The 12,914-nt window shown below is 63.6% G+C and carries 13 protein-coding genes; 2 read left to right on the top strand and 11 right to left on the bottom strand.

Translation table 11 applies throughout. The annotated features are described in order from the left end of the window. The first annotated feature begins 15 nt into the window (after positions 1-15). Together GYH35_RS08080 and GYH35_RS08075 are read left to right on the top strand one after the other, a co-directional pair. Positions 16-2,052: a 3-hydroxyacyl-CoA dehydrogenase NAD-binding domain-containing protein gene (locus tag GYH35_RS08080; RefSeq protein WP_202624161.1), complete on the top strand. Its 2,037-nt coding sequence runs from the start codon at positions 16-18 to the stop codon at positions 2,050-2,052. 139 nt (positions 2,053-2,191) lie between these two features. Further along, positions 2,192-3,253, top strand: a complete 1,062-nt coding sequence (locus tag GYH35_RS08075) for a cyclic nucleotide-binding domain-containing protein (RefSeq protein ID WP_161815073.1) — start codon at positions 2,192-2,194, stop codon at positions 3,251-3,253. 12 nt (positions 3,254-3,265) lie between these two features. Here the strand turns inward: GYH35_RS08075 and GYH35_RS08070 are convergent, their stop codons facing one another. From GYH35_RS08070 to rrtA, 11 genes are all read right to left on the bottom strand, one after another. Then, complete coding sequence (locus tag GYH35_RS08070) at positions 3,266-3,616, bottom strand: PilZ domain-containing protein (RefSeq protein ID WP_129648570.1); 351 nt, start codon at positions 3,614-3,616, stop codon at positions 3,266-3,268. A 44-nt stretch (positions 3,617-3,660) separates the two neighbouring features. After that, positions 3,661-4,716 carry a DNA polymerase III subunit delta' gene (holB, locus tag GYH35_RS08065; RefSeq protein WP_161828122.1) on the bottom strand — a complete coding sequence of 352 codons (1,056 nt, stop codon included), beginning with the start codon at positions 4,714-4,716 and terminating at the stop codon, positions 3,661-3,663. 21 nt (positions 4,717-4,737) lie between these two features. Continuing rightward, the gene (tmk, locus tag GYH35_RS08060) at positions 4,738-5,394 is read right to left on the bottom strand and encodes a dTMP kinase (RefSeq protein ID WP_161828391.1); all 657 of its coding nucleotides are present in this window, start codon (positions 5,392-5,394) and stop codon (positions 4,738-4,740) included. Beyond that, the gene (gene mltG, locus GYH35_RS08055; RefSeq protein WP_161828121.1) at positions 5,394-6,416 is read right to left on the bottom strand and encodes an endolytic transglycosylase MltG; all 1,023 of its coding nucleotides are present in this window, start codon (positions 6,414-6,416) and stop codon (positions 5,394-5,396) included. The genes tmk and mltG overlap by 1 nt, the downstream gene beginning before the upstream one ends. A 9-nt stretch (positions 6,417-6,425) precedes the next feature. After that, positions 6,426-7,232: an aminodeoxychorismate lyase gene (gene pabC, locus GYH35_RS08050; protein ID WP_161815077.1), complete on the bottom strand. Its 807-nt coding sequence runs from the start codon at positions 7,230-7,232 to the stop codon at positions 6,426-6,428. Further along, positions 7,229-8,644, bottom strand: coding sequence for an aminodeoxychorismate synthase component I (locus GYH35_RS08045; protein ID WP_161828120.1), 1,416 nt, complete (start codon positions 8,642-8,644; stop codon positions 7,229-7,231). The genes pabC and GYH35_RS08045 overlap by 4 nt, the downstream gene beginning before the upstream one ends. Before the next feature lie 13 nt (positions 8,645-8,657). Continuing rightward, entirely contained in the window at positions 8,658-9,902 is a 1,245-nt protein-coding gene (fabF, locus tag GYH35_RS08040; protein ID WP_161815079.1) for a beta-ketoacyl-ACP synthase II, read from the bottom strand. A 167-nt stretch (positions 9,903-10,069) separates the two neighbouring features. Next, the gene (gene acpP, locus GYH35_RS08035) at positions 10,070-10,312 is read right to left on the bottom strand and encodes an acyl carrier protein (RefSeq protein ID WP_066920125.1); all 243 of its coding nucleotides are present in this window, start codon (positions 10,310-10,312) and stop codon (positions 10,070-10,072) included. 147 nt (positions 10,313-10,459) lie between these two features. Further along, positions 10,460-11,212: a 3-oxoacyl-ACP reductase FabG gene (fabG, locus tag GYH35_RS08030; protein ID WP_161815080.1), complete on the bottom strand. Its 753-nt coding sequence runs from the start codon at positions 11,210-11,212 to the stop codon at positions 10,460-10,462. Next, positions 11,209-12,168 carry an ACP S-malonyltransferase gene (gene fabD, locus GYH35_RS08025; protein WP_161828119.1) on the bottom strand — a complete coding sequence of 320 codons (960 nt, stop codon included), beginning with the start codon at positions 12,166-12,168 and terminating at the stop codon, positions 11,209-11,211. The genes fabG and fabD overlap by 4 nt, the downstream gene beginning before the upstream one ends. A gap of 94 nt (positions 12,169-12,262) precedes the next feature. Next, a complete protein-coding gene (gene rrtA, locus GYH35_RS08020; RefSeq protein ID WP_161815082.1) occupies positions 12,263-12,907 on the bottom strand; it encodes a rhombosortase in 645 nt (214 codons plus the stop codon). Positions 12,908-12,914: the final 7 nt, after the last annotated feature.

Raw genomic sequence — 12,914 nt, 5'->3', positions numbered from 1 at the left:
CAAGCGGAGTCGATCATGACCGAAGCCATGGCCACTGCCAGCGGCGCCGCGCATTGGCGTTTGGAAACCGAAGCGAACGGCATCGCCTGGTTGATCATCGACAAGGCCAACGCGGCGGTGAACAGCCTGTCGCGCGAGGTGATGGAAGAGCTGGACGCCATCCTCACGGCGCTGTCTCGCACGCCGCCCAAAGCATTGATCGTCACCTCGGCCAAGGGCGGATTCATCGCCGGCGCCGACATCAAGGGCTTTGTCGGCATCGACTCGCCCGACGCCGCCTATCGGATGATCAGGCAGGGTCAGCAGGTGGTCGACAAGCTCGCCAACCTGCGTTGCGTCACCGTCGCCGCGATCAATGGATTCGCATTGGGCGGCGGCCTGGAAGTCGCCCTCGCCTGCCGTTACCGCGTGGCCGCCGACGATGCCTCGGTGACACTGGGCTTTCCGGAAGTGCAGCTGGGTGTGCATCCGGGCTTGGGCGGCACAGTGCGCGCAGTCCAGCTGGCCGGCCCGATCGCGGCGATGGATCTGATGCTCACGGGCCGGCATATCCGACCCAAGCAGGCGCTGCAGATGGGCTTGGTGGACAAGCTCGCGCCGGCCGCGCAGCTGCGTGACGTCGCCCGCTCGATGGCGCTGAGTCCGCCGCCCGTGAAGACGATGTCGCTGAAGCATCGGCTGCTGAATCTGGGGCTGGTGCGGCCGATCCTCGCCGGTCAGATGCGCTCGCAGGTGGCGAAGCGGGCTCGACCCGAGCACTACCCCGCGCCGTACAAGCTGATCGAGCTGTGGCAGGAATATGGCGGCTCGGGCGAGCGTGCCTACGAGGCCGAAGCCCGCTCGATGGGCAACCTGCTGTGCACGCCGACCTCACGCAATCTCGTGCGTGTGTTCTTCCTGCAAGAGCGGCTCAAATCCGCGGGCAAGAGCGGCGAGCCGATGAAGCATGTACACGTCGTCGGCGCTGGCGTGATGGGCGGCGACATCGCTGCCTGGTGCGCGGCGCGCGGTCTCACCGTCACGCTGCAGGATCGCGAGGAAAAATACGTCGCGCCGGCCATGGAGCGCGCAAGAAAATTCTTCGAGAAGCGTTACCCCGATGAAGCCAAGCGCAATGACGTGCTCGCTCGGTTGAAGGCCGACGTTCCGGGCGCCGGCGTGCCGCAGGCCGATCTGGTGATCGAAGCGATCTACGAGAACCTGCAAGCGAAGCAGGAGTTGTACGCGCGGCTCGAGCCGCAGATGAAGCCGAATGCCGTGCTCGCCACCAACACTTCGAGCATCGTGCTCGAGCAGCTCGCCGAGAAACTGACGCAACCTCAGCGACTCATCGGACTGCACTTTTTCAATCCCGTCGCGCGCATGCCGCTGGTCGAAGTGATTCACGCGGCGGACACCGATCCGAAGGAGATCCAGGCGGGCCTCGCATTCGCGCGGCAGATCGACAAGCTCGCGATCCCCTGTCACAGCGCGCCAGGATTTCTCGTCAATCGAGTGTTGATGCCGTACTTGAGCGAAGCGGTGCGCGCCGCGCAGGAAGGCATTCCGCTGGCGCTGATCGATCGCGCCGCGGAGGACTTCGGCATGCCCATGGGTCCCATCGAACTGGCCGACGTGGTCGGTCTCGATGTGGTCATGAGCGTGGGCAAAGTCTTTTTCGAAACCGGCGCGGACGTGCCACCGGTGCTCGCGACGCGCTTCTCGGCCAAGAAATTTGGCAAGAAAACGGGCGAAGGCTTCTATGTGTGGCAGAACGACAAGCCGGTGAAGCCGCCCTACACGGGTCAGAGCGCGCCCGACGATCTGCAGGATCGGCTGCTGCTGCCGCTGGTCAACGAAGCGGTCGCTGTGCTGCGGCAAGGCATCGTGGAGGATGCGGATCTCATCGATGCGGGCGTGATCTTCGGTGCGGGCTTTGCTCCCTTCCGAGGCGGTCCTTTGCAGTACGCGCGTGCGCGCGGTGTCGACGCCATCGTGGCCCGTTTACAAGAGTTACAAACTGTCCACGGTGACAGATTTGCGCCCGACGAAGGGTGGGATTTACTGCGCTGATCGCGGCCGGTAGCCCGGTCTTACCGGCAAATGGGCTGTGCTACCATCGCCGACGGATCTGTCAGCGCAGATCTGCCCTGGATCCGCGACGCCGCCCGTCGCGTTGCTCGGGCAACCGGCCCTTCGATACTGGAGACACATGGAGAGCAAGCCGCTCGATCTTGGCCTGCTTCGGTCATTTTCCCCGCTCGACGGATTAAAGCCCGAAAATCTGCAGACGCTGGCGCGCAAGACCGTGCTTCGCGAGCTGTCTGCGGGACGCTTGTTGTTCAAGGAAGGCGACAGCGACAAGCGCACTTATTTCCTGGTGAGCGGCGTCCTCGAGCTGCTGCGTGACGATCGCCCGGCGACGGTGTTGCGTGCCGGCTCTCCGGAAGCACGCAATCCGATCGCTCCTTTCACGCCGCGACGCTACACCGCGCGCGCCATCTCCGAGCGCGTCGAGTTCATGGTCATGGACAGCGACATGCTCGACATGATGCTCACCTGGGATCAAACCGGCTCGTATGAAGTCGGCGAGTTGAGCAGTGCGAACGAGCAGGCGCCGGCGAGCGACGACTGGATGACGACGCTGTTGCAGACCAAGGCGTTCCATCGCATTCCGCCCGCGAACATCCAGGCGATCTTCATGCGCATGCAGCGCCTGGAAGCCAAGGCCGGCGACGTCATCATCAAACAAGGCGACGATGGCGATTATTTCTACGTGATCGTCAAAGGCAGATGCGTGGTCACGCGCGAGACGCCGCTGAACAAGGCCGGCATCAAGCTCGCCGAGCTCGGCATGGGCGACACCTTCGGCGAAGAAGCCCTGATCGCCGATGCGAAGCGCAACGCGAATATCACCATGCTCACCGACGGCGCGCTGATGCGGCTGGCGAAGGACGATTTCCGCAAGCTGCTGAACGAGCCGATGCTGCACTGGGTGACGCTCGATCAAGCCCGGGACATCGTCGCCAAAGGCGGCAAGTGGCTCGATGTGCGCCTGCCGAGCGAGTTCGAAAACTTTCACATCGAAGAGGCGCTCAACCTGCCGCTGTATTTCATCCGCCTGAAACTGAAAACGCTCGACCCGAAGGTTCACTACGTGGTGGTCTGCGATACGGGCCGGCGCAGCTCCGCCGCGGCCTACATTCTGGCCGAGCGGGATTTGAATGCGTCGGTGTTGAAAGGCGGGATGAACGCGGCGAACTTGAAGAAATAACGGCCGCCGGGCTTACATCGTGTGCGTCGGCTTGTCGCCGCCGAGGGCGCCCGCCAGATAGCTCTCGATCTTGCGCTGAGTATTGCCGCGATCCTGTTCGCTGAACTGCACGCCGATGCCGGCCGTGCGCTTGCCCTGCGCGCCCTTGGGCGTCATCCAGATCACGCGGCCGGCGACCGGCAGCTTCTCGTCCTCGCCCATCAGGTTCAGCAGCATGAACACTTCATCGCCGAGCCGGTAATTGCTGTTGGTCGGAATGAACAGGCCGCCGTTCTTCACGAACGGCATATAGGCCAGGTACAAGGCGCTCTTGTCCTTGATTGTCAGAGTCAGCAAACCGGGCTTGCTGCTGGGTTGACGCATCACCATGCGATCTTTCCGACGGCCTAAGTGTGTTTAAGAGATGCTCAGCTCGCGCGCGCCACCGGCCCCTTCCCAGGCGCCAGCACTTCCAGCAGAGCGATCAGCCAGGATTCCACGGCCAGTTCGCGTTGGAGCGCGGTACGGGCCAGTTGCGCTTTCAAAGCCCGGGTGCGGTCCACCATGCTGTACAGCGCGCTTATGTTCAACGGCCGCGACGGGCTTGGCAAGTGCGCAGGTCCCCCTGGGAACGTGACCCGATCGTCACTTCCGGCAATCCCCGTGCGCGCCAGCGAAGACAGCCACAGATCGAGCCAGACGAGCCGGTCGATGAGCGCGTCTTTTTCCCACTCCGCCGCGACCTGGGTCACATCGGCGTCGCCGCTGAGCAGATCGCGTAGGGATTTCTGCATGTGCTGGTTGAGCGAGTCGAAGGCGCCATCGGCGTACGCGAGGGCCTTGAGCGGGGCTCCGCCGCTGAACGCCAGCAGCGCCGGCGAGACTGCCTTGCCCGACTCCTTTTGCAGCCAGGCCATTGCATCGGCGGTCGAGGGACGCGTGATGGTGAGCTTCTGGCAGCGACTGCGCACGGTCGGCAACAGGCCCGAGGGTCGCGACGTGAGCAACACGAGCAAGCTGCCCTTCGAGGGCTCTTCCAAGGTCTTCAGCACGCTGTTCGCGGCGCCCGGCGTCATCTGATGCGCCGGCTCGATGATGGCGACCTTGTAGCCTTGTCGAAAGCTGGTCTTCGACAGCTTCTCGCAGGCCGCGCGCACCTGATCGACCGAAAGCTGCGTCTTATCTTCCTCGGGCGCGACCCAGTGCAGGTCGGGATGCGAGCCTGCTTTGATGAGCGCACAACTCGCGCACGCACCACAAACCTCGAGCGCGCCATCGACTGACTTCTCGCAAAGCACGGCTGCTGAGAGCCACGCCGCGAACGACTCGGTACCGAGACCTTCGGCGCCCTGCACGAGAATCGCGTGCGGCAACCGGTTCGCCGTCCACGCCTGACGCAGCTGCCCGATCGCCGCCGTGTGCCACGGAAACAATCGTGGGCTCGGCAAGGATCGCGGCTCGGCTTGTTCCTCTTTCTTGGCCATGACTAAGGCTGTAACTGTGGGTTATGAGCGCGGCGCCGGCGACAACTTCAGCAGGCGCTCGGCGATGGCCTGCTGAATGGCAACGGTCACCGCTTCCAGACTCTCGGTCGCATCGATCACGGCGAAGCGCTTCGGCTCCTGACGTGCACGATCGAGATAGGCCGCGCGCACTCGTTCGAAAAAGTCCCGTCGCTCCTGCTCGAATCGATCGCTCGTGCCCGCGGCTGTGTTTCTTGCGCTGGCACGCGCGGCGCTGATGTCGAGCGGCGCATCGAGCAGCAGCGTCAGATCGGGTCGCAACGTTCCCTGCACCATGCGCTCGAGCGTCGCGATGTTCTCGGTCGACAGATTCCGGCCGCCGCCTTGATAAGCGTAGGTCGCGTCCGTGAACCGGTCGCAAATGACGCACGCACCGCGCGCCAACGCCGGCTGAATCACATTCTCGAGGTGCGTCGAACGCGCCGCGAACATGAGCAGCAACTCGCACGTGCTCGGCATCGGCTCGTCGCTCGTTTCCAACAGCAACTCACGAATGCGCTCGGCGCGATGCGTGCCGCCGGGCTCGCGTGTCACCACCACCTCGACGCCCTGCTCGGCGACGAAATCTTTCAGACGGCCGATCTGCGTGGACTTGCCCACGCCCTCGCCGCCTTCGATGGTGATGAACTTACCGTGCATCATCTCTTACTGCGCAGTTTCTGCAGATAACGTTTCACGGCGGCGTTGTGCTCCGCCAGCGTGCGCGAGAAGTAATGACTGCCGTCGCCATTACCTGTCGCCACGAAGAACAAGGCGCCGCTGCTCTCGGGATTCACCGCTGCCCGTAGGGAGTCGAGCCCCGGCAATGCGATGGGGGTCGGCGGCAAGCCCGAGCGCGTGTACGTGTTGTACGGCGTATCGCGCAACAGATCGGTGCGCCGGATGTTGCCGTCGTACGCGCTCATCATGCCATAGATGACCGTCGGATCGGTCTGCAACCGCATGCCCCGCCGCAGCCGCTCGACGAACACGCCGGCAATCTGCGGTCGCTCGGAATCCAGGGCCGTTTCCTTCTCGACGATGGACGCGAGAATCAGCGCTTCGTACGGGCCGGCGAGCGGCAGATCCCGAGCTCGCGACTCCCAGGCGGTCTTCACTTCCTGTTGCATGCGTCTGAACGCCATGCCGAGCAACTCGATGTCGGTGGTGTTGCGGGCGAAGCGATAAGTGTCCGGAAAGAACTGGCCTTCGGGATGCAGATCGGGCTGGCCGAGCGCGCGCATGATGTCTTCCGGCGATCGGGCGGCATACTCGCCCCGCACCGATGGCGACTGCGCGAGCGCTTTGCGTATGTCGGCGAAGGTCGAGCCTTCGATGAAGGTGATGCTATGAAGCAGCACCGCGCCCGAATTGAGCAGCTCGAGCAAGCCGCTCGGTGTGAGCCCGGGCGTGAGCTGATATTCGCCGGCTTTCAACGAATGATCGCGCTTGGTGATGCGCGCCCACGCCGTGAAAATCAGCGGTTGATCGAGCAGGCTCTGATCGTTGAGCGCGCTGGCTACGGTGCGCAGCGACGCCCCCTTCGGCACTTCGAACACCGTCGGCTCGGTGAGCGTCGCGATGGGTGTTTGCAGCCAGCGATGGCCCCACCATGCAAGCGCGCCTGCAGCCACGATGCCCAGCAGAAGCAACACACCGAACAGACGCAACAGAGTTCGCATTCCGGTCCTTCACTCGCTCAGCGATAACGCATTCGCCAGACGTGTCGCCACGTCGGACGTTGTCCATTGCAACGACTCGAGCGCTGCCACCGAGCGGATGCCACGCACCGCGTTGGTGATGAACACTTCGCTCGCCGTTTTCAGATCGTGCGGCCACAGCGGCTCTTCGCTGACCGCCAATTTCAATTTCACCGCGGCTTTGATCACTTGCGCGCGCATCACGCCTTGCACGCCGCAGAAGCGCAGGTCGGGCGTCACCAGCACATTGTCACGAACGGCAAACACATTGGCCGAGGTCGCACACACCACTTCGCCTTCGGTGTCGAGCATCAAGCCCTCGTCGACCTCGCCTTCGCGCCACTCGCTTTGCGCCAGCACCTGTTCGAGTCGATTTAGATGCTTGATACCCGCGAGCCGTGCGTTGCGTCCGAGTCGAATGTCACACCAGCGCAGACGCAGTGCCCCGTGCGGCGCTGGATTGAAGGGATGCAGCGCCACGACGCGATTGCTCGACATCGCCCCGCTTGGCCGATAGCCGCGCCCACCCGCGCCGCGGGTCACGATGATTTTCACTACGCCGCGATCCGCCTCGGCCGTGACCTGCGCAATCTCACGCAGCAGTATCTTTTGATCCGGTGGCGCGATCCCCAAGCGAGCGCAGCCGGTCAGCAAACGTTGGCAATGATCGTCGAGAAAGCGCACGCGGCCGTTGATCAGCAACGCCGTCTCGAACAAGCCGTCGCCGTATTGGAAACCGCGATCGTCGGCGGGAATGTGCGCCGATGGCTGGCCATTGACGAGCATGGCGCGCGTCATTGGCCGGCACCTTCGGTGTCCGAACCCAACGCCCGCAGCACGCCGCGAGCTTTCGCACGCGTCTCTGCCAACTCGCGCTCGGGCACCGAGTCGGCAACGATGCCGGCCCCCGCCCTCAGAGTGAGTCGATCGCCCGCGACCTCGAGCGTGCGAATCAGGATGTTCGTATCCATGCTGCCGTCGCGGTTGAGATAACCGAACGAGCCGGTGTACGCACCGCGCGCCACGCCTTCGAGCTCGGCGATGATCTCCATGCAGCGGACCTTCGGACAGCCGGTGATCGTGCCGCCCGGAAACACCGCGCGCAGCACATCGCCGGGCGTCGCTTCGGGACGCAGCGTGCCGCTCACATTGGAAACGATGTGATGGACGTGCGCGTACGACTCGATGGTCATGAGCTCGTCGACCTTCACGGTGCCCGCTTCGCAGATTCGCCCCAGGTCATTGCGTTCCAGATCGATCAGCATCACGTGCTCGGCCCGCTCTTTGGGATGAGCGTGCAGCTCGCGCGCAAGATCGACGTCAGCGGCAGCAGTCTGGCCTCGCGGACGGGTGCCCGCAATGGGCCGCGTGGACACCTGGCCATCGCGAACTGATACCAAGCGTTCCGGCGAAGAACTGACGACCGTGATCCCTTCGAGCCGCACGATGCCGCTGAAGGGCGCGGGGTTGGTCTCACGCAGGCGTCGATACAGATGCTGAGGCGTGACCCCAGCGCTCAGCGTTGCCTGCCAGCTGCGGGAAAGGTTCGCTTGGTAGATATCGCCCGCGGCAATGTATTCCAACGCGCGCCCGACGCTTCGCAAGAACTTCTCCGGCGCGTCTTCAGTCACGCCGCCCGCGACCAGCGGCACTGACGGCGAAACCATCGTGGGCACGTGTGCGAGGTCGTTGGCCATGCGCGCCAGCAAGGACTCGAACGCGCCCTCAGCCACCAGCCATGACTTACCACTGTTTCGTTCGTGAACGATCGCCGCCGGCACTCGAATCGCGGAGGCAATCGGCCCTGCGGCCGGCAATGGAAGCTGCAGTCGCGGCTCGATTTCGCCCGCGAGCTCGTAGCCGAGATAGAGCAACCAGCCGCCGCTGAACGGCAGTTCGTTATCGGCGCGAGCTCGAACGCGCTCGGCTTGCCACCAACGATCGAGCGCGGAAAAGAACTCGCCCTCGACCGCGCCGGTTCGACCGCTCAGCGTGCGATCACGATGCAACGACAATCGCCCTTGCGGATACGCAAAGAGAATGTCGAAGCGAGTGCGGGCGTTGCCCGCGGCCGCGCTTTCGAAGAGCGCGGGATAACGATCGGGAAATGCGGCATGCAACGCCAACAGCGCCGAGGCATCGGCGCTGACGGGTTGGATCAATGGCGCTCGCTCGATCGACAGGGACGTGGGCGACTCGGGGCCGCTCATGAAGCCCTGGCGCTCAGTCGAGCTTTTTGAAGATCAGGCTGCCGTTGGTGCCGCCGAAGCCGAACGAGTTCGACAACGCCACCTTGATCGGCATCTTGCGCGCGACTTTCGGCACGTAATCGAGATCGCAACCCTCGCCGGGGTTGTCCAGATTGATGGTCGGCGGGGCGACCTGATCGCGAATTGCCAGGATCGAGAAGATCGCTTCCACCGCACCGGCGGCGCCGAGCAGATGCCCGGTCATCGACTTGGTGGAGCTGACGGCGAGCTTCGAGGCGTGATCGCCGAAGGCGCGCTTCATCGCAAAGGTTTCGGCGAGGTCGCCGAGCTCGGTCGATGTCGCGTGCGCATTGATGTACTGCACTTCGCTCGGGTTGAGCTGCGCATCCTTCAACGCATTCGCCATGGCGAGGCGCGCGCCCTCACCGTCTTCCGGCGGCGCGGTCATGTGATGAGCATCGCCGCTCATGCCGAAGCCGACGAGCTCGGCATAAATGCGGGCGCCGCGCTGCTTGGCATGCTCGTATTCCTCGAGCACGACGGAGCCGGCGCCATCGGACAGCACGAAGCCGTCGCGATCTTTATCCCACGGACGGCTCGCCGCCTTCGGGTCGTCGTTGCGAGTCGACAGCGCGCGCGCCTGGCAGAAACTGCCGAGGCCGAGCGGCGTGGTCGCCATTTCACCGGCGCCCGCGATCATCACATCGGCGTCGCCGTACTGAATCAAACGCATGGCCAGACCGATCGAGTGCGTCGACGTGGTACACGCCGTCACGGTCGCGATGTTCGGTCCGGTCAATTTGAAATCGATCGAGACGTGGCCGGAGATCATGTTGATGATGCTGCCGGGCACGAAGAATGGAGAGATGCGCTTCGGGCTCTTGGTCTCCATCCATTTGGTGTGATTCTCCTCGATGGTGTCGAGGCCGCCGATGCCGGCGCCCATCGCCACACCGATGCGTGCTGCATTCTCCGGCGTCACCACGATGCCGGAATCCTTGATGGCATCGGCTGCGGCTGCATAGCCGTAGTGCATGAACGGGTCCATGTTCCGCAGGCGCTTGGCCGGTAGATATTTCTCGGCATCGAAATCCGCCACCGCGCCGTGAAAGCGCACGGGAAATGCGCTCGCATCGAAACGAGTGATCGGCACGATGCCGCTCTTGCCTTCGAGCACGTTGCGCCACGCCGTATCGAGCTGCGAGCCGACGGGAGAAACGATGCCCAGACCAGTGATGACGACGCGTCGCTTGGACAAGCGGTTACCTCACAAGCGTGACTTCGGACGAGGCCACAAATATTTGACGAGTGACATGGAGGGCGATTGGCGGAAGACCGTGGATGATAGCGGCCTTCCTTGATGCTTCAGCGTGGCGCGTGGCGAGTTGTCGACGTGGGCGCCGGCAGCTCGCGCGCGAGGCCCGATCAGGCCTGGTTGCGGCGCTCGGTGATGTAATCGATCGCCTGCTGCACGGTCGTGATCTTCTCCGCGTCCTCGTCCGGGATCTCGGTCTCGAACTCCTCTTCCAGCGCCATCACCAGCTCGACCGTGTCGAGCGAGTCGGCGCCCAGGTCGTCGACGAAGGAAGCGTCGTTGGTGACTTCTTCCTCTTTCACCCCCAGTTGTTCGGCGACGATGGCTTTGACCTGCTGTTCAATACTGCTCATTTGTGTACGAGTCCTCTATGAGGTGCTTAAACCCTTCGCTCGAGACCGACCCTTTTTGTTCATGGGTGGGGTCGCACGGGGGGCGTATTCTAAGTTAAGTGCCCGATGGGGCCAACATTTGCGAAAAAAAGCCTGACTTGGTCGCTATCAGACCATGTACATGCCGCCGTTGACGTGCAGCGTTTCACCGGTGATATAGCCGGCGTGTGGCGACGCAAGAAACGCCACAGCATGGGCAATATCCTCGACAGAACCCAGTCGTCCCAACGCAACTTGTGCGCTCAGCTGCTGTTGTTGCTCGGCCGGCAGCTTGGCGGTCATATCGGTCGCGATGAAGCCGGGCGCCACCACGTTCACCGTGATGCCGCGCGAGCCCACTTCGCGTGCCAGAGATTTGGAAAAGCCGATGATGCCGGCCTTGGCCGCGGCGTAATTGGTTTGCCCGGCGTTGCCCATCACGCCGACCACCGAGGCGATATTGATGATGCGTCCCCGGCGGGCTTTCATCATGCCGCGCAGGACCGCTTTCGAGAGCCGGAATACCGACGCGAGGTTGGTGTTCATGATGTCGTCCCACTCCTCCTGCTTCATGCGCAGGAGCAGGTTGTCGCGGGTAATTCCTGCATTGTTCACCAGAATGGTGAGCGCGCCTTCCTTGCCTTCGATGTCCTTGAGCGCATTCTCGCTCGAGGCCGCATCGGCGACGTTCAGCACGATGCCCCGGCCCTTGTAGCTGCCGGCAGCAAGCCAGTCGGTAATGCCTTGTGCGCCGGCGTCGGACGTCGCCGTGCCGATGACCGTTGCACCATTGCGCGCCAACTGCTCGGCAATGGCGCGGCCGATGCCACGCGAAGCGCCAGTGACCAGCGCGATGTCCTGTGACAACAATTGCTCGCTCATGACTGACTCCGGCAGGCCGCGAGCGCCTGTTGCAAGCTCTCCGGATCCTCGATCGAGAGCATCGCGATGTCCTTGTTCTTCTCGATGCGACGATTGAGCCCGGTCAGCACGCCCTTGGGCCCGCACTCGATGATCGCTTTGGCGCCAACGCCCAGCATGGCGCGCACGGTTTCGGTCCAGCGCACCGGCTTCACCAGCTGTTGCACCAAGGCCTGGCGAATGCTGTCCGGTCCCTGATGGGTCTTCACATCGACCGTATAGATGTCGCGCACTTCGGGCTGCGCGAACGATACGCTTTGGAGCTTCTCGGCCATGCGATCCGCGGCCGGCTGCATCAACGCCGTATGCGAAGGCACGCTGACCGGCAGCTTCATCGCGCGCTTCGCGCCCTTCGATTTCAGCACTTCGATGGCGCGATCGACCGCAACGGCGGAGCCTGCGATCACGACCTGTCCGGGAGAATTGAAGTTGGCGGCCTGCACGATTTCGCCAGCCGCGCCACTCTTGGTGGCTTCAGCACACGCGGCTTCCACCTCGGCATCCTCGACACCGAGAATGGCGGCCATCGCACCCTGCCCGGCCGGCACGGCCTCTTGCATGGCGCGGCCGCGAAACTGCACCAGCGCGACCGCGGTTTTGAAATCCAGCGCGCCCGAGCAGACCAATGCCGAATATTCGCCAAGGCTGTGACCCGCCATCGCTGCCGGCAGCGGGCCGCCATGCTTGCGCCAGACGCGCCAGGTCGCGACACCCGCGGTGAGCATCGCCGGCTGAGTGCGCTCGGTCGCGCCGAGTTGATCCTCCGGACCTTGCTGGCACAGCTGCCACAGGTCGTAGCCGAGCACGGCCGACGCTTCGGCGAAGGTTTCCTGCACCAGCGGTTCGGCACTCGCCAGCGCGGCCATCATGCCGACCGACTGCGATCCCTGCCCGGGGAATACAAAGGCAAAACTCATTGAGCTCCTGTGGGTCTTTCGGCCACTTTCGTGACCCGACCGTGCATGACCAACCGCATGCGGCGCGCGATTATAACGATCCGCTTCCGGGTGGCTAGATCCTTGACTTTACGGCCACTTGCCTGTGGGCGTGCAACCACAGGATGAGCCCGGCCGCGAGCCCGCCCAGGGCGCCGTACCGATGCGCCTCCACAACGACCGGCAGATCGCCCATCAACAGCAGCCCGCCGTGCTGATATTCCCAGGCCAATTTGCCGACCAGAATCGCGGTCAAGCCCAGCGACAGCCGCTTCGGCTGGTACTGCCACCACGACACCGCCCCGGCCGCCAACGCGCCATGCAGAACGCCCGATAAACCCACGTACCAGGCAATTTGTGGCTCCCAACACACAAATGCGAGGTCGATGGCCAGCGCACCGAACAGCGCGATCAGCAGCCAGCCCCGCCAGGAATAGTCGTGCTTGAAGAGTGCGGCGATCAGCGCGACCCCGCCGGCGTTCAGCATCGTGTGCCAGGCGTTCAGGTGGACCAGATGAGCTGTAACGAGCCGCCAGTATTCTCCCTGCAGAACTGCCTCGCGCTCATAGCGCAGCAGCAGTCGTCCGTCTTCGCCCAATAGCGACAACAGAACCAGCCCCAGCCAGAGGAGTCCAATCACCCGCCGCTCCTGCCTGTCGGGCATCCATTGCCGCAAGCGCTGCGAAAACGACAGGGCGGGTCGGGACAAGCCGTCACTCATTGGTACG

The organism is Steroidobacter agaridevorans, from assembly GCF_009932555.1.
In the GTDB taxonomy this organism is placed as follows: Bacteria; Pseudomonadota; Gammaproteobacteria; order Steroidobacterales; family Steroidobacteraceae; genus Steroidobacter; species Steroidobacter agaridevorans.
The sequence above is the reverse complement of the archived record's forward strand: the minus strand, read 5'-3'. Positions and strand labels throughout refer to the sequence as shown.